The 22,649-nt window shown below is 44.3% G+C and carries 22 protein-coding genes and 3 tRNA genes; 21 read left to right on the forward strand and 4 right to left on the reverse strand.

Annotation, left to right across the window (positions count from 1 at the left end; translation table 11 throughout):
* The first annotated feature begins 1 nt into the window (after nt 1).
* Genes ACHZBG_RS17570 through ACHZBG_RS17590 form a run of 5 tightly spaced genes read left to right on the forward strand, consistent with a single transcriptional unit; the run spans nt 2 to nt 6,357 of the window.
* Nucleotides 2-529: a CvpA family protein gene (locus ACHZBG_RS17570; protein ID WP_320130769.1), complete on the forward strand. Its 528-nt coding sequence runs from the start codon at nt 2-4 to the stop codon at nt 527-529.
* Nucleotides 522-1,712: a hypothetical protein gene (locus tag ACHZBG_RS17575; protein ID WP_320130770.1), complete on the forward strand. Its 1,191-nt coding sequence runs from the start codon at nt 522-524 to the stop codon at nt 1,710-1,712. Before ACHZBG_RS17570 ends, ACHZBG_RS17575 begins: the two co-directional genes overlap by 8 nt.
* A complete protein-coding gene (locus ACHZBG_RS17580) occupies nt 1,709-2,938 on the forward strand; it encodes an ATP-binding protein (protein ID WP_320130771.1) in 1,230 nt (409 codons plus the stop codon). The genes ACHZBG_RS17575 and ACHZBG_RS17580 overlap by 4 nt, the downstream gene beginning before the upstream one ends.
* Nucleotides 2,913-4,274 (forward strand): sigma-54 dependent transcriptional regulator, encoded by a 1,362-nt coding sequence (locus tag ACHZBG_RS17585; RefSeq protein WP_320130772.1) that lies wholly within the window; start codon nt 2,913-2,915, stop codon nt 4,272-4,274. The genes ACHZBG_RS17580 and ACHZBG_RS17585 overlap by 26 nt, the downstream gene beginning before the upstream one ends.
* On the forward strand, nt 4,219-6,357 hold the full coding sequence (locus ACHZBG_RS17590) for a helicase C-terminal domain-containing protein (RefSeq protein WP_320130773.1): 2,139 nt from the start codon (nt 4,219-4,221) through the stop codon (nt 6,355-6,357). The genes ACHZBG_RS17585 and ACHZBG_RS17590 overlap by 56 nt, the downstream gene beginning before the upstream one ends.
* A gap of 118 nt (nt 6,358-6,475) precedes the next feature.
* On the opposite strand, the gene ACHZBG_RS17595 is transcribed toward ACHZBG_RS17590, so the two are convergent.
* Complete coding sequence (locus ACHZBG_RS17595; protein ID WP_320130774.1) at nt 6,476-6,748, reverse strand: co-chaperone GroES; 273 nt, start codon at nt 6,746-6,748, stop codon at nt 6,476-6,478.
* A 250-nt stretch (nt 6,749-6,998) separates the two neighbouring features.
* On the opposite strand from ACHZBG_RS17595, the gene ACHZBG_RS17600 reads away from it, so the two are divergent.
* Together ACHZBG_RS17600 and ACHZBG_RS17605 are read left to right on the forward strand one after the other, a co-directional pair.
* On the forward strand, nt 6,999-7,454 hold the full coding sequence (locus ACHZBG_RS17600; RefSeq protein WP_320130775.1) for a hypothetical protein: 456 nt from the start codon (nt 6,999-7,001) through the stop codon (nt 7,452-7,454).
* A 243-nt stretch (nt 7,455-7,697) separates the two neighbouring features.
* Nucleotides 7,698-8,579, forward strand: a complete 882-nt coding sequence (locus tag ACHZBG_RS17605; protein ID WP_320130912.1) for a sigma-70 family RNA polymerase sigma factor — start codon at nt 7,698-7,700, stop codon at nt 8,577-8,579.
* A gap of 123 nt (nt 8,580-8,702) precedes the next feature.
* On the opposite strand, the gene ACHZBG_RS17610 is transcribed toward ACHZBG_RS17605, so the two are convergent.
* Nucleotides 8,703-9,482, reverse strand: coding sequence for an IclR family transcriptional regulator (locus ACHZBG_RS17610; RefSeq protein WP_320130776.1), 780 nt, complete (start codon nt 9,480-9,482; stop codon nt 8,703-8,705).
* Nucleotides 9,483-9,676: 194 nt separating this feature from the next.
* On the opposite strand from ACHZBG_RS17610, the gene ACHZBG_RS17615 reads away from it, so the two are divergent.
* The 9 genes from ACHZBG_RS17615 (at nt 9,677) to ACHZBG_RS17655 (ending at nt 19,739) form a co-directional block, all read left to right on the forward strand.
* Nucleotides 9,677-10,684, forward strand: coding sequence for a TRAP transporter substrate-binding protein (locus ACHZBG_RS17615; protein ID WP_320130777.1), 1,008 nt, complete (start codon nt 9,677-9,679; stop codon nt 10,682-10,684).
* Nucleotides 10,685-10,752: 68 nt separating this feature from the next.
* Entirely contained in the window at nt 10,753-11,283 is a 531-nt protein-coding gene (locus tag ACHZBG_RS17620; protein WP_320130778.1) for a TRAP transporter small permease, read from the forward strand.
* Nucleotides 11,280-12,560 carry a TRAP transporter large permease gene (locus tag ACHZBG_RS17625; RefSeq protein WP_320130779.1) on the forward strand — a complete coding sequence of 427 codons (1,281 nt, stop codon included), beginning with the start codon at nt 11,280-11,282 and terminating at the stop codon, nt 12,558-12,560. The genes ACHZBG_RS17620 and ACHZBG_RS17625 overlap by 4 nt, the downstream gene beginning before the upstream one ends.
* 52 nt (nt 12,561-12,612) lie before the next feature.
* Entirely contained in the window at nt 12,613-13,401 is a 789-nt protein-coding gene (locus tag ACHZBG_RS17630; RefSeq protein WP_320130780.1) for an aldolase/citrate lyase family protein, read from the forward strand.
* Between the two features lie 98 nt (nt 13,402-13,499).
* Entirely contained in the window at nt 13,500-14,342 is an 843-nt protein-coding gene (kduI, locus tag ACHZBG_RS17635; protein ID WP_320130781.1) for a 5-dehydro-4-deoxy-D-glucuronate isomerase, read from the forward strand.
* Nucleotides 14,343-14,366: 24 nt separating this feature from the next.
* Entirely contained in the window at nt 14,367-15,170 is an 804-nt protein-coding gene (locus ACHZBG_RS17640; RefSeq protein ID WP_320130782.1) for a gluconate 5-dehydrogenase, read from the forward strand.
* A 460-nt stretch (nt 15,171-15,630) separates the two neighbouring features.
* Complete coding sequence (gene ppdK / locus ACHZBG_RS17645) at nt 15,631-18,339, forward strand: pyruvate, phosphate dikinase (RefSeq protein ID WP_320130783.1); 2,709 nt, start codon at nt 15,631-15,633, stop codon at nt 18,337-18,339.
* A gap of 157 nt (nt 18,340-18,496) precedes the next feature.
* Nucleotides 18,497-19,246 carry an MBL fold metallo-hydrolase gene (locus ACHZBG_RS17650; RefSeq protein WP_320130784.1) on the forward strand — a complete coding sequence of 250 codons (750 nt, stop codon included), beginning with the start codon at nt 18,497-18,499 and terminating at the stop codon, nt 19,244-19,246.
* A 13-nt stretch (nt 19,247-19,259) separates the two neighbouring features.
* The gene (locus ACHZBG_RS17655; RefSeq protein WP_320130785.1) at nt 19,260-19,739 is read left to right on the forward strand and encodes a GNAT family N-acetyltransferase; all 480 of its coding nucleotides are present in this window, start codon (nt 19,260-19,262) and stop codon (nt 19,737-19,739) included.
* A 63-nt stretch (nt 19,740-19,802) separates the two neighbouring features.
* Here the strand turns inward: ACHZBG_RS17655 and ACHZBG_RS17660 are convergent.
* Together ACHZBG_RS17660 and ACHZBG_RS17665 are read right to left on the reverse strand one after the other, a co-directional pair.
* A tRNA-Thr gene (locus ACHZBG_RS17660) sits at nt 19,803-19,874 on the reverse strand.
* 278 nt (nt 19,875-20,152) lie between these two features.
* Complete coding sequence (locus tag ACHZBG_RS17665) at nt 20,153-20,341, reverse strand: hypothetical protein (protein WP_320130786.1); 189 nt, start codon at nt 20,339-20,341, stop codon at nt 20,153-20,155.
* A 228-nt stretch (nt 20,342-20,569) separates the two neighbouring features.
* Between ACHZBG_RS17665 and ACHZBG_RS17670 the strand changes: the two genes are divergently transcribed.
* The 5 genes from ACHZBG_RS17670 (at nt 20,570) to ACHZBG_RS17690 (ending at nt 22,638) form a co-directional block, all read left to right on the forward strand.
* Entirely contained in the window at nt 20,570-20,860 is a 291-nt protein-coding gene (locus ACHZBG_RS17670; RefSeq protein WP_320130787.1) for a hypothetical protein, read from the forward strand.
* Nucleotides 20,857-21,876, forward strand: coding sequence for a tRNA (adenosine(37)-N6)-threonylcarbamoyltransferase complex transferase subunit TsaD (gene tsaD / locus ACHZBG_RS17675; protein WP_320130788.1), 1,020 nt, complete (start codon nt 20,857-20,859; stop codon nt 21,874-21,876). The genes ACHZBG_RS17670 and tsaD overlap by 4 nt, the downstream gene beginning before the upstream one ends.
* 10 nt (nt 21,877-21,886) lie before the next feature.
* Nucleotides 21,887-22,420 (forward strand): adenine phosphoribosyltransferase, encoded by a 534-nt coding sequence (locus ACHZBG_RS17680; RefSeq protein WP_320130789.1) that lies wholly within the window; start codon nt 21,887-21,889, stop codon nt 22,418-22,420.
* 70 nt (nt 22,421-22,490) lie between these two features.
* Nucleotides 22,491-22,561, forward strand: a tRNA-Gln gene (locus tag ACHZBG_RS17685).
* Between the two features lie 5 nt (nt 22,562-22,566).
* Nucleotides 22,567-22,638, forward strand: a tRNA-Glu gene (locus ACHZBG_RS17690).
* Nucleotides 22,639-22,649: the final 11 nt, after the last annotated feature.

Raw genomic sequence — 22,649 nt, forward strand, 5'->3', positions numbered from 1 at the left:
TATGGATTGGGGAATAACGATAGGGTCTGTCTATTTCAATTCGATCGACGTGATCGTCTTTGCCTTTGCTATAATCGGCGGTATCGGTGGCGCCCTCAATGGGTTTGCCGATTCATTTTCTCATAGGGCCGGGTATTTGGCCGGCTTCTTGGTCGGCTTGATGTTTACTCGGATTCTGGCTGATTTGTTGGTAGAATCCTTCAATCTGCCAATCTTCGTTGCCACCTTGATTTCTTTCATTCTTCTGTTTCTGGTGGGCTATGAGGTCTTGCGTTTCATCGGTAACCTGGTGGAGACGGCCTTGACAGGAATTGGTCTCACCCCGCTCAATTCGTTGCTTGGCTTTGTCTGGGGCGTTTTCGAAATGTTGGTATTGATGAGTTTCATCCTTTATATATTGCAGTTGCAAAAAGCTTTTGACCTTTCTCAAATCCTTGACAAAAGTCAATTCGTCTTGCGTTTCGTCAGACCCTTGGTTCCCGCTACGGTGAATTGGATTACTACCCAAGTGAGCAGTGCCAATGTTTGAGGAACTCTCTGCCAGCCAGCCTGAAATTGCCGAGCAACTATCCACCCAACTGGAGACAGGAACCTTTGGTCAGGTAAATCTATTTGGGGGGGAGCGGTATAGTCTCAGGATGACCGCGGCTCTCGATGCTGCCAGGTTCTTATCCTGTACAGGGGACAAGAGCGAACAGTGCAGGTGTGATAGTTGCAAAAAATTTGAATTGCTTACGGTCCCGAATCTGGTCATCATCAGTCAACGGGATCACAAGCGAGTCATAGAAACAGCTCTCAACAGTTTTCTGAAGCTCAAGAATGATTTTTCTCGCCGTTTCCTTATCAGGAATATTCGTATTTTTCTGTTACAGTACCATGGATCCTTGATGGTTGGACCTCAAACCCAATCCCAGAGTTCAAATTTCGATAATGCCTCGTCTGTAAGTGACTTGCTTATGGACCTTAGTGCAGTGAAAACGGAGATTGGCGAGAAAGAGGCCAAGGCCATTGTACAAGCCTTTCGGGCGGCACTGAAACCTCTCTTCCTTTCTGCCAAGCGCAATACCACCATAACGGTAAACCAAGTCAGGGCCTTGGAGGAATGGATCAATGAGACCAGTGCCCGTTCCCAGAAACGGTTCATCTTTATAGAATCGCTTGAACAGACCAATGCCTCGGCGAGAAACAGTTTGCTGAAAATGCTTGAGGAACCCCCTGCCGATGTGTATTTTACCCTTATATCGGAATATCCCGGTCGAATTATGCAGACCATTCTTTCCAGGGTACGAAGATATTCTTTTCCTCCCCTCAAGGCGCAGGCGGTGGATACCTTGCTTGCCCCATTCTTTTTGGGAAACCAGAAATTTGATGGCTTGGAACAGTTTTTCCTCCAAGGTGGTGGTTTGGATCTGGAAGGTACCAGAAACCAGGTTTCCCTGGTAACCGATTCCCTTGAGCGATCTGTCTATCTTCGTCCTGACCAATTCAATGACTTGCTTGCCAATGTTGATGAGAATGATAGTTATGAGTATCTTCTCAAGGGAATCCTTTCCTCTGTCGAACAAATGTTCATCGAAGGAAAGATTTCCTTTGAACGGGCTCGATCAATTGATTTGCTTGTCTCTTCCTCGGTAAGCAATGCCGAGCGATTGAATCAGAACAAGAAACTGATGTTTGAGTCCCTTTATTATTCCATGATGGAGCTACGATGAATAATTTTGTACATAGGGCAATTCTGAAGATCGACCAGTTGGATACCCGTCAGATTGTCAATTTACTTAAGAGCCAAGCCAATGATGTGGAGATGCTGGAGAATGTACTGGAATCGACCGAGGATGGCGTAATCCTTACTGACAGCAATCTTGTGATAAACTATGCCAATTCCAATTGTCCTTCCATGATTCCCATGGCAAGGAAGAAAAGTTATGAAGGATTACCCCTATGCAAGGTCCTTGAGGATAGGCAAGTAACCAAATTCATTGTGCTTGCCGTCCATGACCGTGCCGATGACCTCGATAACGAATTTACCTTCCAAAGAGGTGAGAAAGTACAAACTATTGCCGTAACCGTTTCCATTTACAAGAGTAAGGAACTGAAGGATTCTTCCAGTTTTGTGATACGGTTCATTGATGTCACTGAGCATAATGCAAACGAGGCCAGGCTGAGAAGGACTGAGAATCTTGCTTCCATGACAACCATGGCCGCAGGGGTTGCCCATGAAATAAAGAATCCCTTGGCGGCAATGGGGATTCATTTGCAACTGCTGAAAAAAGCTTTTGTACGGAATACCTCCCTTACCCTTGACGATGCCCAACGCTATATAGATGTGTTGGATGAAGAAATAAATCGCCTCAATTCGATTGTCGTGGATTTTCTCTTTGCCGTACGTCCCATGGATACGCGTCTTCGCCTTGGATCTCTTGGGAAAACCCTTGTTGAGATCTGCAATTTCGTTGAACCGGAACTCCATGAAAACAAGGTGACCTTGGTTCGCGATATTTCCACCTCCCTACCAAGAGTTGAATTTGATGAGAATCTGCTCAAGCAGGCCTTGCTGAACTTGATCAAGAATGCAATGAACGCGATGGAAAATGGTGGCTTACTTACCCTTCAGGCAAAACTTGACGGTAATATGATTGCGATCAAGGTAATCGATACAGGAACTGGTATGAGCGAAGAGACCATCCAGAAGATCTTCGAACCGTACTTTACTACCAAGGCTGCCGGTACCGGACTTGGATTGACGGTCGTATATAAGATAATGAAGGAGCACAAGGGCGATATTTCGGTTACGAGCAAATTGGGGGAGGGTACTTGTTTCACCTTGTCTCTTCCGGTTCCCAGAAGCGAGAGGCTTGCACTGGGGCAAGAAGCTATTTCAGGTGTAACCGATGAAGTTGAGGAGGTAGCCGATGAAGCGGACAATCTTAATTTGTGATGATGAAAAAAATATAAGAAACGGCTTGGCCATGGCTATGGAATTGGAGAATTATAACACCCTTACCGCCGAGGATGGTTCTGTGGCCTGGAATCTCATCAATAAACAGGATGTCGATCTGGTCATTACGGATCTTAGGATGCCCAATCTCAGTGGAGAGAACCTTTTGAAGAAGATTTCCGCTGCCTATCCCCGGCTTCCTGTGGTTATCCTCACCGGACATGGAACCATAGAGACAGCTGTCGAGGCCATGCGCATGGGAGCCGTCGATTTCTTTACGAAACCGGTTGATCTCGATCGTTTGAGCCTGGTCGTGAAAAAAGCCTTGTCCAACAATGATCTTTTTGTCGAACATGAGGAATTGAAGAAAGAAGTTGCCCAGCTGAAAGCTCGCAACAAGTATGACAGGATTGTTGGCAAGAGCCAGAAAATGGTTCAGCTGATGGATGTTGTCTCCCAGGTTGCCCCTACCAAGGCTTCCGTACTCATTACAGGGGAAAGCGGAGTAGGCAAGGAACTTGTAGCGGATGCCATCCATGAACTATCCAACAGATCCTCGGGACCTTTTATAAAAGTTCATTGTGCTGCCTTGACTTCCTCGCTTTTGGAAAGTGAACTCTTCGGACATGAGAAAGGTGCTTTTACCGGGGCCGTTGCCATGAAAAAAGGACGGTTTGAGCTAGCTGACGGAGGATCGATATTTCTAGACGAAATAGGAGAGATCGACACTTCCACCCAAGTGAAATTATTGCGCGTCCTGCAAGAGAAGCAATTCGAGCGAGTAGGCGGGGAAAAATCACTTACCGTGGATGTTCGCATTATCTGTGCAACCAACAGGGATTTATTGAAGGAAATCGAAAAAGGAAATTTTCGGGAGGATTTATATTATCGTTTGAATGTCGTCCATCTGGACGTACCTCCGCTGCGGGAACGCAAGGAAGATATTCCCTTGCTGATGACTTCTTTCTTGACCTTTTTCAACCAGGAAAACCAAAAGCAGATAGAAGGTTTTTCCGCTGCCGCCAAGCGTGCCTTGCTCGCCTATGATTGGCCGGGAAATATCCGGGAATTGCGGAATTGCATCGAAAGTGCCGTTGTTTTGTCTCGAAGTATGACAATAGAACCGGATGACTTGCCTCCAGCGGTTAACAAAGTGGCAAATACCTCGCAACTTTCCATGGAAGTGGGAATAACCCTTGAGGAAGCCGAGAAACGTTTGATAGTCTCTACGCTTTCCTTGTGCGGGGGCAATAAGACCAAGGCATCCGAGGTGTTGGGAATTGGGCGTAAGACACTGCATAGAAAGCTACAGGACTATAAAATTGACCAAGACTGATATATACAAGATTTTCGACAAAGAAGGAACCTTGGAAGAGAGGTTCCCTTCTTATGAGTATCGTGAAGGGCAACTCTTGATGGCTGATCTGGTACGGGATAGTTACGAGCGCAATGCCATTGCTGCCATTGAAGCCGGGACTGGGATCGGAAAGTCTTTTGCCTATCTTGTTCCTGCCTTGTTCAACGCCATGCAAAATCCGGATGAACGAACAGTTATCGCGACTTCTACCATCAACCTACAGAAACAGCTTTTCGAAAAAGATATTCCTATGCTTTTCAGATTGTTGAATCTGTCATGCAAGATTGCCCTTGCCGTTGGCAGGAGCAACTATCTCTGTATCCAGCGATTTGTCCAGGTTCGTAACGATGCATCTTTATTAGCCCAGGACCCGGAGAATGATTTGTATAAACTCACCCAATGGGCAAGTGAGACAGAAACAGGTCTCAGAAGTGACTATCCTTTTCGACTTGGTGATATTTGGTCGGAAATTTGTTGTGATGGTGACTTATGTTCAAATCGTTCCTGTCAATATTTTCATGATTGTTTCTTTTTTAAGGCAAAACAGAAGACAAAAGAAGCAAAAATTATTGTAAGTAACCACCACCTATTATTTACCGATGCCCGCAGTCGTTATGAAGGCGGGGTGGAATTTACAGAGGAAGCCGTGCTTCCTTCCTATAACCGGTTGATAATTGATGAAGCCCATAATATTGAACAGAATGCTTCTGATTATTTTACGGCAATGTATGATTCCAGAGAAATGCTTCGGCAAATTGGCTGGATTGAACGGTCTGGAAGATATTCATCCCATTCCTTGCTTGAGCAGCTTGGACAATATGCCCAGGAACCTGATTTGATTGACAGGATTCATGATGATATCCATTTGCTCCTGCAGGAAGTGGGGACCTTGGATCAATTTCTTCTCGGGGTTTTCAATAAGAATGATTTTCAGCCTGTTTTGATAAAACCGGAACACCAGCAACGGCTGGCGGATTTTGTGATGCAAGCGACCAAGGTATCCCAGGCAAGCGGAAGACTTGCCGCAAAGATCAATGCTTTCCTTGAACATAACAAGGCTCCTGAGGAACTTGAGGGGAAAGTGACCGAATTGAAAGTGCGGGGAACCCGGATAGCTACCATGAGTGAGGTATTGAATCATTTTTGTGATTTTCCTGCTTGGAGTGACGAGGTTCATTGGTTCAATGCTGAATCCTTCAGAAATACAAGGAATGTACAAGTCATGATTACCCCGCTTTCCATCGCTCCTTTGCTGGTGGATGCCGTATTCAAGAAACTTGATACTGTGATCTGCACTTCAGCAACCTTGGATTTGAATGATAAATTTGTCTTTTGGGGAAGCCGGGTAGGGCTTCCGTATGATGAGATACGCCCTTACCAGACCGCTTCCTTTACCTCTCCCTTTGATTACAGGAACCGTCTTCTCCTGTTGACTCCTACCGATGCGCCTCTTTTGACAAAGGACAATGAGGAACAGTACGTTTCTTACATGTGCGAAACCGTATTCTCGAGTGTCATGTCATCAGGCGGTGGAGCCCTGGTTCTCTTTACCTCCTATGCAATGTTGCAGAAGGTCAAGGAACGCCTATCTCCTCGGTTTGAACAAGCAAAACTTGCATTGCTTTGCCAGCGGGACATGGATAGGTATACCTTGCTCAATGCCTTTATTTCCGATAAGGACAGTACGCTTTTTGCTACCTCCAGTTTCTGGGAAGGCATTGATGCCCCCGGTGATACCTTGCGTATGGTAATCATCGTAAAACTGCCTTTCAATGTACCTTCCGATCCTGTATTCAAGGCAAGATGCGAGGCAATAGACAAAAATGGTGGTAGTGGCTTCTACCAACTTGCCTTGCAGGAAGCTACCATGAAGCTCAAACAAGGTTTTGGAAGGCTTATGCGAAACACGGGTGATACCGGGGTGGTATTGATCCTTGATAGCAGGGTAGTCACCAAGAATTATGGTATGTATATGATGCGTTCTCTTCCAGAAAGTTATCATCCTGATACGGAAACATCAGGAATATGTGATAAGATCGAGAATTTTCTCTATGCTGATTAGTTGTACTGCCTACTGAAAGGTTGTTTGAAACGTATGGGAAAATACCTACGTAGGTTATAGACAGAAAAAAAGACGGGGTTGGTATTCCAACTCCGTCTTTCTCTAAGGTCGAGAATGTTTACTCGATGATTGCAAGGATATCTTTCATACTGAGAAGAAGGTATTCCTGGCCATCTGCCTTTACACTGGTTCCTGAGAATTTATCATGCATGACACGGTCACCGGCCTTGACGGTGATCTTAACCTTGTCGGTTCCTTCTCCCACTGCTACAACCGTTCCGATCTGGGTTTTTTCCTGAGCAGTCTGAGGGATGTAGATGCCGCTTGCAGTCTTTTCCTGAACTTCCTCAATCTTGACTAATACTCTGTCTGCCAAAGGTCTAATTGTCATTGTATCTTCCTCCAAACAAATATTTGTTTTGTGTGTTGCGAGGTATTGCCTACGCCTCACTTAATATAGTGAAATCACTGGGTAGTGGCAAGGTAAATGATATATTTCGAACTGGTCGAATTTCTGACCAGTTTTTTAATCCTAATTGATGTGATATTTTTGCGCAGTGCGAAGTAATGTGACTTTTTTACCTTGCCATTTTTTTTGGTCCTTACTATATTCCGTATGAAAGGAAAAGGAAACGGAAACTATGGAATATGTAACCAAAGAAGAGAAACAGATAGCGCTCAGAAGCACCCCGGGTTTTTTATCCGCTGATGCAACCCTTGAGCAAATTTGGCAACATTTCTATGAACTTGGTTGCCTTTTTGCAAAATACAGGAATTACCCGAGTTCCTTGGGGTGTTTTATAGACACCTTCTTGATCAGGGGTAATGAAATACATTCAGAGGACCGTGAATGGATTGATTTCTTTAGGCATCAGTTTTCTGTTTATTTATTGGGAAAGAAGAACATTGCTTGTTCCCTTTGCGAAGGAGACATGATTCATGATTTTCTCAAGGATGAATATATACAGATTCGTAAGGAAATGGAGGAAAGTGAGATTCCCTTCTGTTGTGAGGATCTCCATTCCTGGTTTACCTCTTTCGACCTGGATTTTCCTTGGGAACTGGATGATAGTGGGCTGGAATGGTCCATTGGGTAACGGAAAAAAACCTCGTTTTTGATGATATGGGTCATTTTGACCCCTATTTCAGAAGTGTTTTTTCTTTTTGAGTCATTTTGCTACTAAAAATACCGATATGTGTTCCATAGGTTAGTATCAGTTCTATTTAAAATAGAGTAAAAATAACATAACCATATATAGCATAAAAAGAAAGATAATAAAAAATAAAGTTGGCACGTAATATGCATCTATTATTTCATAACCCAATGGAGGGGAATAATGATGAGTGCTAAACAAAACATGCTGAATAATGATAATGATAGATTCGCCTATGACGATGCCAATATTCTTACAATGTATTTGAAGGAAATCAACAGGATTCCCCTTTTGACCAATGAAGAAGAATTCAAACTTGCAAAGCGTGTCCAACAAGGTGACGAATTTTCAAGGAAGAGAATGATTGAAGCAAATCTTCGCTTTGTGGTGAATGTTGCTAAAAAATACCAGAACCAGGGAATTCCCCTTATCGATTTGATCGACGAAGGTAATATCGGTTTGATGACGGCACTGGAGAAGTTTGACCCGGATAAGGGCTATCACTTTATCAGCTACGCCGTATGGTGGATAAGGCAATCGATCATGAAGGCGATTTGTGAAAAAAGTCGGGCTGTAAGACTTCCGCTCAATAGGACCAATGAATTGTTGCAAATTCAGAAAGCCCAGAAATCCTTGATGCACGAGAAGAGTACTGAAGATCCTACCATGGAGGAAATCGGGAAACTCACCGGTCTTGATCCTTCCCATGTAGCTGATTTACTTGCGATAAGCCGTGAGATGATCAGCCTTGATGCTCCAGTTTTCAATGATAACGGAAATAGCAATGTCGGTGATTTCGTTGAAGACCTGGGACGTTCTCCTGAGGATTTCCTCCTTGAGGGTTCTCTTAAGGAAGATATCTCCAGTGTGCTTTCAACTCTCAGCGATAAAGAGCGTGACATTATTGAATTACGTTATGGTTTGGAAGGCAAGGCCCCGATGTCCCTCAAGGAAATCGGAGAGTTGTATAACTTGACCAAGGAAAGAATTCGCCAGATTGAGAAGAAGGCTTTGGAAAGATTGAAGAATCCTTCCAGAAGCAAGCTTTTGGAAAGTTATACAGCCTAACTGCACTTGTAAGTGCATATACTATAGATTTCCGGGCAGAGAGTTTTCTCTGCCCGGTTTTTTAATTTGTCAATATCTGAAAACTTATTAATGGAAATCATTTACCTGGAAGCAAAATGCTTATTACCGGATGGATTCTCCGATGTATCCCATATTGAAAGAAATATTGGCAGCCTCGCGCTTGACTAGCACCGCTATCTCTTCAGGAACCATTTCAGGGTGTTGTGCCAATATCCATGAGGTACTGATTGCAGCGATAACTTGTCCACGATAATCACGAATAGGTGCAGCGACACAATTGATGGCTGGTTCAGCTTCTTGGTCGTCCAACGTCCATCCACGTCTTCTGCATTCCCTTATATCTTGCAATAGACTTTCCATATTGGCATGAGTCTTAGGGCCTCTTTTCTCAAAGGTTTCGTGTGCCAGTAACGAACGAATTTCGTCATCTTCCAATCCCATGAGCAAAGCCTTTCCCAAAGAAGTGCAATACAAAGGTTTCTGCTGTCCAATGATAGCATATTTCCGGAGGCTATTGATTTGTTCCTTGCTATCTACATAGACCATTTTTGTCTCTTGTCTGATAGCAAGAAATACTACATTCCCTGTTGTCACTGAAAGGGATTCAATGAATGGGGAACTTTCAGTTTTCAATTCCAGACTGTTGAGATAATGACTGCAAAGGCCAATGAATCCAGGGCCTAGGCGATATTTGTTGGTATCAGGGGATTTTCGCACGAATTCCCTTTGCAATAAAACACCGACCAATCTGTGGACAGTGCTTTTTGGCAAGCTGAGCCTTTCGGAAATTTGGACTAAATTGAATCCGTTTTGTTCGTTAGCCAAGAGTTCCAATATATCAAAAGTTCTATCAAGCGATTGTACTTTTAGTTCTGGGGCCACTGTATACTTCCTTTGTATAGTTAGACTATAGGATATTTTTTTTGCCTTGACAACTTAAATATGTCAGTTATAATGGAAACAAGTTCCATAATACGGAAATAAAATGAATTTATTTTGGAAAAATCAAAAAAAGAAGGGAAGAATTGATGAAAATAGAAATGAGTTCCGTATTATGGGATTTAATAGGAGGATTTATGAAGAAAATTGTTTCTCTGGTATTGTGCTTGTTAATGGTCGTCCCATTGCTATTTGCAAATGGACAGGACGAGCAGGCAACTCAAAAAGTATACACTTTGAAAGTAGGGCATGCCTCTACGACAGAGTCCACCCGGCACAAGGCATTGCTTGAATTCAAAAAGTATGTAGAGGAAAAATCGGAAGGTCGTTTACAAATAGAGATTTATCCTGCGGCGACTTTGGGAAATGAATCCGACATGATCGAAGCAATGAAATTGGGTACTCTTGAGATGTTTGTCGGTGGAGTTTTTGCTTCACAGTCACCGATGCTTGAAATCTACCTTATGCCTTTCTTCTTTCCTACTCAAGCAGACTTGATGAAAGTATCCCATAGTGAACTTGGAAAAAGAATTATGCAATCTGCTGAACCCTATGGTATAAAGATGCTCGCTATCGGGGATGGTGGCTCTAGGCAGATAACCAACAATGCTCATCCTATCAAGACTCCTGGTGATATGAAAGGCCTGAAAATCAGGACTCCACCAATTGAATCCATAATTAAATCCATGGAAGCAATGGGCGCAAGTGCAGTATCCATTCCCTATGGTGATACCTACATGGCTTTGAAAACGAATGTTGCCGATGGTCAGGAGAATCCCTTGGCAAATATCGGAGACATGAAATTCTACGAAGTCCAGAAATATATGACTTTGATTGATTATCAATTTCATCCAGAACCGATAGATATGGGCCTTGATATGTGGAATTCTCTTCCTGCTGATCTCCAGCAGATTATTCAGGATGGTGCGTGGGTCTATACTGATGCCCAGAATAAACTCAGAAGGGATTTGAATGATTACTATTACGATATGATTGTCAAAGGTGGTGTTCAGGTTTACAAACCTACCTCTGCAGAACGTGCCTTGTTTGTAAAAGCTTGCGAACCAGTTTACAAGTATTTTGTCGACAAAGGGACTTTCAAGCAATCCGATTTGGATGAGATGCGTGCCATTGCATCCAAATAGAGACATCTGATCTAATCCCATCTCGAATGAGATGGGATTATCTACCAGTAAACAGACATGAGAGTAAAATGAACAAAATTATTCACCATTGTGATACAATTCTTTCAGTTTTAGGTAAAACCTTGGAGGCTATACTCGCGGTTGGCGTTATTGCCTCAGTAATATTGCGTTACGTTTTTTCCATCTCGTTCGTTTGGTCTGAAGAGTTGTTGACTATGGTTTTTGTTGCAACCACTTTCTTCGGGGCAGCTCTTGGGATGCGAGAAAAGGAACATATAACCATTACGAACTTCGTTGATAGAATGCCAGCTCCCGTGAAGGTCGTTTTAAGAATAATTGCACAGATAATCGTTATAATCGTATCAATTTGCATGATATATTATAGTTTTCGTATCATCCATAAAGTAGGCAAGATACCATCTCCTGCCACGGGAATTCCCAAAGGTATCTACTATTCAATCATTCCCATAACTTTTTTTCTTACAATTCTTTATTCAGTAATCAATATTCTTTCTGAATTTATAGTTATCGAGAAGCCATTAAAGGGATACAAAGAAGATTTTGAATTGGGCGAGGATATCGTCCTGGGGGGTGAATGATGGTTCTGTCCCTTATGTTTGTAACGCTGATTGTTTTTCTTGTAATCGGAGTGCCCATAGCCTATGCCATTGGCGGCTCAGGTATGCTTTATATGTTGTTATCGAATCCCTCTTTCTTGCTTACGTTTCCCCAAAGAGTTTGGTCGGGAACCGAAAGCTTTATCATTATTGCCATGCCCTTGTTTATGTTGACCGGTGAATTGATGAATCATAGTGGATTGACAAGAAGGTTGATCGATTTCTCCATGTTACTTGTACACCCTTTCGGAGGTGGGCTTGGGGAAGTGAATGTTGTTTCATCCATGATATTCGGTGGCATTTCCGGTTCATCCGTTGCTGATACGTCAGCCCTTGGGAGTATCCTTATTCCCGATATGGTAAAGAAGGGGTATCCGAAAAGCTTTGCGGCAGGTATTACCGTTGCTTCATCGACCATCGGCATGATTATTCCCCCAAGTGTTCCCATGCTCATGTATGCGATGGTATCGGGAGCCTCCGTAGGAAGGCTGTTTCTTGCTGGCCTGATTCCCGGCATCTTGGTAGGGGCAACCCAATTGATCATTACCAATGTAATATCGAGAAAAGAAGGATACCATCCGAAGAAAGAGAAAATTGCATTGAAAAAGATGGTAAAGATAACCAAGGATGGTTCGCTAGCTATGTTTATGCCGATTCTTATCATTGTTTCGGTTTCAGCCGGTATTGCAACTGCCAGCGAATCGGCAGGTGTAGCGGTTTTATATGCTTCTATTCTCGGATTCTTTGTCTATAAGGAATTGCGATGGAAAGATGTCGGCAAAGCCTTGAAAAAAACCTTGATGATGTCCAGTTCCATAATGATCATTGGTGGGTTTACCATGATATTTACCTGGATCCTTGCAGTGGAACAAGTTCCTGCCCACATTGGAAGTTTCCTTATGGGTTCCAATATTCCATCTTGGTTGGTGTATATTTTTCTGGATATCATCATTTTGGTATTGGGTACTTTTTTGGATGTCACTCCCTGTATTTTGCTTATCAGCCCCATTCTCCTTCCTGTAATGGAGCAATTCGGCATGAATGAACTGCAATTCGGTGCAATTATCATTGTAGGTCTTGCCATTGGATTGGTGACTCCTCCAGTAGGAATGTGTCTCAATGTAGCAAGCAAAATTTGCAATATGCCTATCATTGAAATATTTAAATCAGCAATACCGTTTATTGCTTGCAACATCATTGTTCTGGTTATGATTACTTTTATACCTTCCTTGAGTCTTTGGTTACCGAGTCTGATGTAGGGGAGAACAGAACATTTCCATACGATTGAAATTAGCATAGAGAAGGTGATATATGACATTGCGTGAGAGAATGAAAAAAGGTCCTGTATTTGGTATTACCGTTTTTACCGCAGCAGCGTGTGCGGTGGAAGCTATCGGTAATTGGGGGTATGATTTCGTGTATCTCGATTTGGAACATTGTCCGCTTGATGGGCAAAATAATATCGAAAAACTCATAATGGCAGCAAAACTGACAGGTATCCCTGCCGTAGTACGGGTGACCGGAACAAATGAAGTGGAAATACGCAAGGTACTTGAGATGGGTGCCGAGGGAATTGTCGTTCCCCATACTCGTACGAAAGAGGATGCCCAGGCAATCGTACATGGTGCAAAGTTTCCTCCGCTCGGTCGACGTGGAGCTGAATCCAATGTTCGTTCCGCTGGGTTCGGGGGCCCTGGCTTTTCCTGGGCTGAGTATGTAGCAAAGAGCAATGCAGATACTTTGGTCATTCCCATGGACGAGGATTTTGAATTTACAGAAAACCTTGATGAAATTCTTGATGTTCCGGGTGTCGATGCGGTGAATTTCGGGCCGATCGACTACTCATTGTCTATAGGAGCAAAGGTAGGGTATGCTACAGAGGATCCTCGTGTTGCCGATGCTTACAAGAAACTGGCCGAAGGAGCAGCAAAAAGAGGAATAGGGGTAATGTGTCCGGTAGTACCTGCAACTAAGGCTACTATTGAGGCCGCAATAGGAAGAGGTATTACTATGTTGATCTTGGGAAATGATATGTATCATTTACAAGTTGCATTGAAGAATATGAAAACTGAGGTAATTGATCAGATCAGGGGAATTTAGAAATGCAAAACAGGGGAGCCGAAGGTAAACAACTGTTCCCTTTGAATGATTTTTAGGGCTCATGAGGCCCTCTATCTTATATTTTAGGAGCATTTGCAATGGATATTCGCTATTCAACAGGAAAAGAACCGTTTTCACGCATGAACACGCAGGAATTGAGGAAGGAATTTCTCATCCAGAATATTTTCGTGGCCAACGATGTAAGCGCTGTCTACTCGCATGTAGATAGGATCGTGACCATGGGGGTCATGCCGGTTGGCCAGGTAGTCTCGCTTTCAAAGAACATTGATCCAATGAAGGATTTCGGGGTCAACTACTTTTTGGAGAGAAGGGAGCTGGGCATCATCAACATCGGTGGCGATGGCGTCGTCGTTGCAGATGGGACTACCTATGATATCGTGCATTTCGACGGGCTCTACCTGCCGAAGGGCACCAAAGAGGTCACCTTTGCCAGCAAGGATGCGAAGAACCCCTCCAAGTTCTATATGAACTCCACGCCGGCTCACCAGGCCTTTCCTGCCAAGCAGATTGTTTTCGCCGAGGCAAAGCATGTGCAGGCAGGCTCGACGGAAGGAAGTAACAAGCGGACGATCAACCAATACATCCATCCAGATGTGCTGGATACCTGCCAGCTGTCCATGGGCCTTACCCAGTTGGAGGAAGGCAGTATCTGGAATACTATGCCTGCCCATACCCATGAGAGACGGATGGAGGTCTATTTCTATTTTGAGGTGCCTTCTGATCAGACTGTCTTCCATTTCATGGGAGAACCCAGCGAGACTCGTCATATCCTCGTGCATAATGAAGAAGCGGTGATCAATCCGTCCTGGTCGATCCATTGTGGGGCGGGAACTAACAACTATACCTTCATCTGGTCGATGTGCGGAGAAAACCGTACCTATACCGATATGGATGGGATCAAGACTGAAGACCTGTTATAGGTTATCGGGAAAAGAGGACATACTATGGACTTTACACAGAAATTTTCACTCAAGGGAAAGGTAGCCTTCGTTACGGGCGCCTCCTACGGTATCGGTTTTGCCTTGGCAACGGCATTCTCTCAGGCCGGGGCACGAATAGCCTTCAATGATATCAACCAGGCCTTGGTCGACAAGGGCCTTGCATCCTATAAGGAGAAGGGCATCGAGGCCAAGGGCTACGTATGCGACGTGACCGACGAGCAGGCGGTGATAGCGACCGTATCAAAGATAACTGCGGAGCTGGGACCCATAGATATTCTGGTGAACAACGCAGGGATCATCAAGCGCACGCCGATGATCGAGATGGACGTGGCCGATTTCCGCAAGGTAATCGACATTGACCTGAATGCACCGTTCATCGTATCGAAGGCAGTACTGCCCTCGATGATCGAGAGGAACAAGGGAAAGATCATCAACATCTGTTCGATGATGAGCGAGCTGGGTCGGGAGACGGTCAGTGCGTATGCGGCGGCAAAGGGTGGACTGAAGATGCTCACCCGAAACATTTGCAGTGAATACGGGCAGTTCAACATCCAGTGCAACGGGATCGGACCCGGATACATCGCTACCCCGCAGACAGCTCCCTTGCGCGAGAGGCAAGCAGACGGGTCCAGGCATCCGTTCGACAGCTTCATCGTAGCAAAGACTCCGGCTGCACGGTGGGGGACGACCGAGGACCTGACGGGCCCCGCGGTGTTCCTTGCCTCCGAAGCCTCTGACTTCGTAAACGGGCACGTGCTGTATGTCGACGGGGGTATCCTGGCCTATATTGGCAAGCAACCAGAATAGTTGATGTATTGTTGCTTGCAAGCTAGTGAAATTTGCAAGCAAGGTTACCTGTTCCTTGTATTCAAATACTTTGCAAAGCCGCCAGAAATGGCGGTTTTGCGTTGCATAAAATGAGAAACTTAAAAAAATGAGTTTTCATAGGGAATCAATTTTCTTGGATGGAACCTGCCGAAAAAAGAGATGAGGGAAAAAGTCATCGAAAAAAATCTTTTTTTATATATGGCTGGAAGGCTCCCTAATTCATGCAATGCTAACTATTTGCAATGTCCTTTTTGCTCTTGTTTATTCTCCTGTTGTCTGAAATTGGAATATTGTTTCAAATTAATTAGTCGACAAATATTTATCTAATAAGAAATTGAATGAAAAAAAAATAGAGTTTTACATTTTATTTGATTGACAGCTACCTGTCGAACAGATACGATTTTGCTTGCAAATAAAAGTGAAAAGATAGGAGTCAAGAATGACGGAAAAGAAATCGAACTATGTCTATTTTTTTGGCTCCGGCAAGGCAGATGGAACTGCCCAGATGAAGGATATCCTCGGTGGAAAAGGTGCAAACCTTGCCGAAATGACCAGCATCGGGCTTCCTGTGCCTCCGGGGTTTACGATCAGCACTGAGGCTTGTGCTTATTTCAGCGCAAATAAGGGGGCATACCCCAAGGACATGCGTGAGCAAATACTTGAAAACCTCAACAGATTGGAAATATTGATGGGTGCAAAGCTAGGGGATGCAAAGAATCCCTTGCTCGTTTCGGTTCGAAGCGGGGCTGCGCAATCAATGCCAGGTATGATGGACACCATTCTCAATCTGGGATTGAACCCGGATTCCGTTGAAGCCTTGATTGCAAAGACCGGGAATGAACGATTTGCCTGGGATAGTTACAGACGATTCATGCAAATGTTCGGTGATGTCGTAATGGGTGTTCCCCATCATGAATTTGAACGGGCCTTGCAGGATGTAAAAGACGAAAAAGGCAAAGTATTTGATACTGAATTGGACAGCAATGATCTACATGAAGTAATCGCACGTTATCAGAGACTCTATAAGCGATTTACAGGGGAAGAATTCCCTGTAGACCCCCAGGACCAGCTATTCAAGGCAATCGATGCCGTCTTTAGTTCCTGGAATAATGAACGTGCCATTAAATATAGGCAAATGAATGACATCAGGGGACTCTTGGGTACCGCCGTAAATGTCCAGTGCATGGTTTTTGGCAATATGGGGGATACCAGTGGAACGGGTGTTGCCTTTACTCGGGATCCTTCGTCAGGAGAAAATCGTTTCTACGGTGAATATCTTATGAATGCCCAGGGGGAGGACGTCGTTGCGGGAATAAGGACTCCCCAGTCCATTGAGACCCTACGGGCCGTTAACCCTGAAGTATATGATCAATTGGTAGGCATTCGTTCAATTCTTGAAAAGCATTACCATGATATGCAGGATGTAGAGTTCACCATTCAGGAAGGGAAGCTCTTTATGCTGCAGACCCGAAACGGAAAAAGAACTATCTTCAGTTGGCTCAGAACCCAGGTAGAAATGGTTGAAGAGGGCTTGATCAGCAAGGAAACTGCAGTAAGTCGGGTACCTGCGGGTGAATTCGGCAAGCTGTTTGCTCCTATTCTCGATATCAAGGTAATCAGGGACCAGAATCTCCAGCAAGTTACCAAGGGCTTGAATGCCTCTCCAGGGGGAGCCAGCGGTGAAATATATTTTACTGCTGCCAAGGCCGAGGAGATGGCGGCCGAAGGCAAGGATGTAATTTTGGTTCGTACTGAAACCAGTCCTGAGGATATCGGTGGTATGGCTATTTCCAAGGGCGTCGTTACCTGTCGTGGTGGTATGACCAGCCATGCAGCAGTTGTGGCCCGGGGAATGGGATGCCCTTGCGTTTCCGGTGCCGGTGAAATCCGGATCAATGAACCAAAGAAATATCTGCAGGTCAATGGTGTTACGCTCAACGAAGGTGATTACCTTTCGATCGACGGGTTTACCGGTGCAATCTATGCTTCCAAGATTCCTGTCCGTGCCTCAGAGATAGTCCAGGTACTCAACAATAACATGAAGGAATCTGAATCGATTGTGTACCAGAACTACAAGACGTTCATGGAATATGTCGATGAAATCAAGACCATGGGGGTCTATACCAATGCAGATACTCCCAACGACACCCATATGGCGGTTGCCTTGGGTGCAGAGGGCATCGGGCTTTGCAGAACTGAGCACATGTTCTTTGGTGGCAACAGAATAATGTCCATCAGGAAAATGATTCTAGCAAACAACATAGTTGAACGCGAGAAGGCTCTTGCAGAGTTGCTCCCCATGCAAAGGGGCGATTTCGAAGGGATTTTTACGGAATTGAATGGACTTCCTGCAACGGTTCGCTTGCTCGACCCTCCCTTGCATGAATTCCTTCCGAATGATCATACCAGTCGTCATGAATTGGCTCTTCAGATGGGAATTTCCGTTGAGGAAGTCGCCCAAAAATCCAGTGCCTTGCATGAATTCAACCCAATGCTTGGTTTCCGTGGATGCCGTCTGGCAATCATTTATCCAGAGATTCTTCGCATGCAGGTACGGGCCATCATTGAGGCAGCTATCAATGTGAAGAGAAAAGGAATCGAGGTCTTCCCCGAAATTATGATTCCCTTGGTAGGAAACTACAAGGAATTTGAATTTTGCAAGAAACAGGCCATCGAGGTTATTGATACGATCTTTGACGAACAGGCCTTGCATGTTGAGTACAAGATCGGGACTATGATCGAGGTTCCCCGGGCTGCCATCACTGCTGACGAAATTGCCAGGGAAGCCGAGTTCTTCAGTTTTGGTACCAATGACTTGACCCAGATGACTTGTGGCTTCAGCAGAGACGATGCAGCCTCCTTCCTTGGCCCTTATGTCAATGATCCTGACAAACAGATCTATGATTACGATCCGTTTGCCACCATTGATATCGACGGTGTAGGGAAGATGGTCAAGATAGCCGCTGATCTTGGAAGAGGAGTCAGGCCGGATATCAAGCTTGGCATTTGCGGCGAGCATGGGGGTGATCCCAAGACCATTGCTTTCTGTCAATCGGTTGGCTTGAACTATGTTTCCTGTTCTCCTTTCCGGGTTCCCATTGCCCGTCTTGCAGCTGCCCAGGCTGTAATTGCGGCAAAGAAAAAATAACCGGCAAGATTCTTGAAAATTGATAACAATCAAAACCTCGAGCCTTTTTGGCTTGGGGTTTTGTTCGTCTTTCCTTGGTTCATGTATTTTTTTTGAAAAATTCTGATAAAATCTAGATTTCTTGTGTATACTTCCAATTCTGTTTGGAGGTAAGGCAATGAAATACAGCATATTGCATTTGGAAAAACAGATTGGAGCTTCAATAACCAGCATCCATCCTGTACTTATTGATACCGGAAAAGAGGTTATTCTCTTTGATGCAGGATTCCCTGATCAACTGGAAGATTTTGAAAAGGAATTGGCTTTGGTTGCTTCCTCCTTCCCTAAGGTGACTAAATTGGTGATTTCCCATCAGGATCATGATCATATGGGATCCTTGAGAGCAATAAAGAAGAGATTTGGACAAATCGAGATTATTGCAAGTGCTTTAGAAACTCCGTATATCGATGGGACGAAGCATTCATTGCGACTTGTGCAGGCCGATGCCTTCAATCAAACGATCAAGGGACCTTACAAGGAATTTGGGGAGAAGTTCTCTGCCTATCTGAGGACGATTGAACCTTGCCCTGTAGATACTGAAATAGTGGAGGAAGGGTATATTGCCGAGGGAATAATGGCGATCTTCACTCCTGGTCATACTCCAGGGCATGTATCATTGTATCTGGAAGAAAAAGAAATATTGCTTGCCGGTGATGCCTTGGCTATCGAGAATAGTGCCTTTGTCATTGCTAATCCGCAGTTTACCTTGGATATGGAACAAACCCTTGCCTCGATACAAAAGATACGGGATATGCATCCTTGCCTGATAGTTTGTTATCATGGAGGAAGGATCGATACTGAAGTTGGGCAGAAATTGGATGAACTTATCAAAAAATGCGAAAAATCTGATACAGCTGATTTGAAATAGGACAGAGGTGAGCATGGACTATATCGTGAAACAATTGGGGATGGAGTATCTTGATCAAGTACTAGTCCTGGTGTGGAAAACCTTCATGGAATTCGAAGCGCCGGATTATACGCAAGAGGGCATCTCCTTTTTTCGCAAGGAAATTTTGGATAACGAAGGTTTCAGGGAGTCCTGTAAGAACGGCACCAACCGTATGTGGGGAAGATTGGTGCAGGATACCCTAGTTTCGGTCCTGGTTATGAGAAATAAGTCTCATATCTGTTTGTTTTTTACGGATAGGGAGTATCAGAGGAGAGGTATTGCAACTGGCCTTTTCAAGCAATTGGTATTTGAAAGTAAGGGACAATTTCCAAAAATAAACGAGATTACTGTCAATTCCTCGCCTTACGGGATTCCCTTCTATCACCATCTTGGGTTTGAGGATCTCACTTCTGAACAGACAGTAGAGGGTATCCGTTTTGTGCCAATGCGTTACTCTCTTGAAGATGCATAGCCTGGCGGGAAGGCCGAAAAAAACGGTAACCCACATATTACATGGTTACCGTTTATAATAAAGAGCCAAAAAAGGGAATTGAACCCTTGACCTGCTCATTACGAGTGAGCTGCTCTACCGCTGAGCTATTTTGGCAATTACCTACCGTTAAACAATGGAGATCTACATACAAAAATACAGTTTAACGTGAGCATATTAACGTAAAAGACTGACATGGTAAAGATGGGATACGAAAAAAGTGGTTACAAAGTGTCACCAGTAAAAATATGGTGACAAAATAGGAATAAAAGGTTCGTTCCTGTTCCTGTTTTTACTATCCAGCTTGAAAGAAATCTCGTTTTGGATATAGGATTTTAACTAAAGATATCCTCATAGTGATTTCTTGACATCAGGTTTTTTTGGGAAAGATTTGTTTACAGGCGCGGTGGTGGTGGTGGCGGCGGAACCGGGTTGCTCTGGATTCCCATATCCACTCTTATGATGGGATTTGGTTTTGGATGCCGTGGATGTCTGGCAAGAAGAACGGTGCATCCCATGTTCAAGGAAGCAATCATCAGTATTGCAATGGAACTTATAATCGTTATTTTTTTTGGGACCTTCACTATATCTGCTCCTGTTTTAAAAATTGTATATATTTGTATTATACACATTTATGAAGTAGAATAGATATAGGGAAGCAATTCATGTGGATTTTCTCGATGCTGTACAGTCGTGTTATCATCCTTGCGAACAACGATTGCCTATAGTATTCTCTTGGATATTGCAAGCGTAAACTTGCCTTGACCTTCAAAGATATTGTCAGTACGCTGTTGCTGATAAGAGGAAGAAAATTGAAGACAAATAAAATATTCAACCATGCTGTGGCTCAGGAATGTGTTGTACTGTTGAATACAAATAGATCCAAGGTTACTGCCAAGGTAGGAAAGAGTTGGCAGCCAGATGTCGCCCAATTTCTCTTGGATATGTTTCCAGGGGCACTAGATCATGGTCTGGAGCTCAGTGATATTGCTGAATTGGTTTCAGAGGATGATTTTCCTTTGGAATTATCTGAATTTGATATTTTCGAGGACGATGATTTCACTGATGATGATTTTGATAATGAAGAAGAGGATGACCTATGAACGTACTGGGAATCGAGACCTCCTGCGATGAATGTTCTGCTGCAGTTGTCCGTGATGGACGGGAGATTCTCAGTAATGTAATCGCCACCCAGATTGAATTGCACAAGCCGTATGAAGGAGTAGTTCCGGAACTTGCTTCTAGGCTGCATACTGAATGGATTGCCCAGGTAGTGCAATCGGCCATTGCAAAGGCTGGATTGACCAATAAGGACATTGATGCGGTAGCAGTTACCAACAGGCCCGGTCTACTGGGTTCCTTGTTGGTAGGTTTGAATTTTGCAAAGGGATTTGCCGCTACCCTGGACATTCCCTTCATTACCATTGACCATATACGTGCTCATCTCTATGCCTCTCAGATAGAGACGCCTCTTGCCTATCCGTATTTAGGTGTCTTGGTGTCAGGTGGACATACTGTCATTTGCAGGGTGGAAGGCTATGACCAGATCGAAGTTCTGGGAACGACCGTCGATGATGCAATCGGAGAAGCTTTTGACAAGGTAGCCAAGCATTATGGACTCGGTTATCCCGGGGGAGTGGTTATTGATCGTCTGTCAAAGACGGGTAATCCCAATGCTTTCCTTTTCCCGGGAGCCTCCCTGAATAAAGGTGACCATCCCTATGATATTTCTTACAGTGGTTTGAAAACGGCTGTAATAAACCAATTGGATAAATTTTGGGATGGTGAAAGCGAAAAGAGCCCCGAAAATATTTCCGCTTCCTTCCAGCGTACCGCGGTAGGTATGTTGCTCAAGCGGGTCAGGCTTGCCCTTGAAGACACAGGACTCAAACGAATCAGTGCCGGTGGCGGGGTTGCTGCCAACAGTCTGCTTCGCAGTGAGTTGAAAGACCTGGAAAAGGGTGGTTATGAAGTTACGTTTCCCTCCTTGAAACTATGTACTGACAATGGAGCAATGATCGCAGGACTTGCCTATCGGTATCTTAGTGATGGTTTTCGTTCCACCTTTGATGAATCGGCTAGCGCTCGTGTAAGTGCATTTAAAAAAAACTACCCTTGATGAGAGGCTTATGGACACACAGTATGATTTGGACAGCGTAATTCGGAAAGTTCCCGATTTCCCGAAAGAGGGCGTGCTCTTTTACGATATCACAGGAATTCTTGCAGTACCCGAGGCTTTCAGGTTTTGTATCGATCGGTTGGAAGAACTTTGCAAGGATCGTCCCCTCGATGCCATTGCCGGTATTGAAGCCCGAGGCTTTGTGTTTGCAGCTCCTTTGGCCGAAAGACTGGGAGTTCCCTTGGCTTTGGTACGGAAATTGGGAAAGCTTCCGGGAAAATCCTTCAAGAAAAGTTTTGAATTGGAATATGGCAGTGACACCGTGTGCGTACATGAAGTCGATGTCGTTGAAGGCTCAAAGGTATTGCTTGTCGATGACTTGATTGCAACAGGGGGAACCTTGAAGGCAGCCGCTGCTCTTTTTGAGGAACATGGTGCCCAGGTCGTAGGTTTCTTGGGAGTAATAGGACTTCCTTTTCTTAATTATGAGGATGTTCTCAAAGGGTATCCGGTTGATGTATTGCTTGAATATAAAGGGGAATAATCCCTAGAACATTTTTTAGGCTACTTGACAAAACCCTACCGTTTCCGTATTCTTGCACAGGATTTCTTATTGGGATGTAGTGTAATGGTAACACTGCAGATTCTGGTTCTGCCTTTGGGGGTTCGAATCCCTCCATCCCAGTTTACGGTTCCTTCGTCTAATGGTTAGGACAGGAGATTCTCAGTCTCTAAATAGGGGTTCGATTCCCCTAGGAACTAAAGGTTTTTGT

Origin of the sequence: uncultured Sphaerochaeta sp. (assembly GCF_963676625.2) — a bacterium.
Classification (GTDB): domain Bacteria; phylum Spirochaetota; class Spirochaetia; order Sphaerochaetales; family Sphaerochaetaceae; genus Sphaerochaeta.

What these genes read in the sequence shown, in the direction of transcription:
- ACHZBG_RS17570 (WP_320130769.1), top strand. Translation starts at nt 2, where the DNA reads ATGGATTGGGGAATAACGATAGGGTCTGTCTATTTCAATTCGATCGAC.
- ACHZBG_RS17575 (WP_320130770.1), top strand. Translation starts at nt 522, where the DNA reads ATGTTTGAGGAACTCTCTGCCAGCCAGCCTGAAATTGCCGAGCAACTA.
- ACHZBG_RS17580 (WP_320130771.1), top strand. Translation starts at nt 1,709, where the DNA reads ATGAATAATTTTGTACATAGGGCAATTCTGAAGATCGACCAGTTGGAT.
- ACHZBG_RS17585 (WP_320130772.1), top strand. Translation starts at nt 2,913, where the DNA reads ATGAAGCGGACAATCTTAATTTGTGATGATGAAAAAAATATAAGAAAC.
- ACHZBG_RS17595 (WP_320130774.1), bottom strand. Translation starts at nt 6,748, where the DNA reads ATGACAATTAGACCTTTGGCAGACAGAGTATTAGTCAAGATTGAGGAA.
- ACHZBG_RS17600 (WP_320130775.1), top strand. Translation starts at nt 6,999, where the DNA reads ATGGAATATGTAACCAAAGAAGAGAAACAGATAGCGCTCAGAAGCACC.
- ACHZBG_RS17605 (WP_320130912.1), top strand. Translation starts at nt 7,698, where the DNA reads ATGAGTGCTAAACAAAACATGCTGAATAATGATAATGATAGATTCGCC.
- ACHZBG_RS17615 (WP_320130777.1), top strand. Translation starts at nt 9,677, where the DNA reads ATGAAGAAAATTGTTTCTCTGGTATTGTGCTTGTTAATGGTCGTCCCA.
- ACHZBG_RS17620 (WP_320130778.1), top strand. Translation starts at nt 10,753, where the DNA reads ATGAACAAAATTATTCACCATTGTGATACAATTCTTTCAGTTTTAGGT.
- ACHZBG_RS17625 (WP_320130779.1), top strand. Translation starts at nt 11,280, where the DNA reads ATGATGGTTCTGTCCCTTATGTTTGTAACGCTGATTGTTTTTCTTGTA.
- ACHZBG_RS17630 (WP_320130780.1), top strand. Translation starts at nt 12,613, where the DNA reads ATGACATTGCGTGAGAGAATGAAAAAAGGTCCTGTATTTGGTATTACC.
- kduI (WP_320130781.1), top strand. Translation starts at nt 13,500, where the DNA reads ATGGATATTCGCTATTCAACAGGAAAAGAACCGTTTTCACGCATGAAC.
- ACHZBG_RS17640 (WP_320130782.1), top strand. Translation starts at nt 14,367, where the DNA reads ATGGACTTTACACAGAAATTTTCACTCAAGGGAAAGGTAGCCTTCGTT.
- ppdK (WP_320130783.1), top strand. Translation starts at nt 15,631, where the DNA reads ATGACGGAAAAGAAATCGAACTATGTCTATTTTTTTGGCTCCGGCAAG.
- ACHZBG_RS17650 (WP_320130784.1), top strand. Translation starts at nt 18,497, where the DNA reads ATGAAATACAGCATATTGCATTTGGAAAAACAGATTGGAGCTTCAATA.
- ACHZBG_RS17655 (WP_320130785.1), top strand. Translation starts at nt 19,260, where the DNA reads ATGGACTATATCGTGAAACAATTGGGGATGGAGTATCTTGATCAAGTA.
- tsaD (WP_320130788.1), top strand. Translation starts at nt 20,857, where the DNA reads ATGAACGTACTGGGAATCGAGACCTCCTGCGATGAATGTTCTGCTGCA.
- ACHZBG_RS17680 (WP_320130789.1), top strand. Translation starts at nt 21,887, where the DNA reads ATGGACACACAGTATGATTTGGACAGCGTAATTCGGAAAGTTCCCGAT.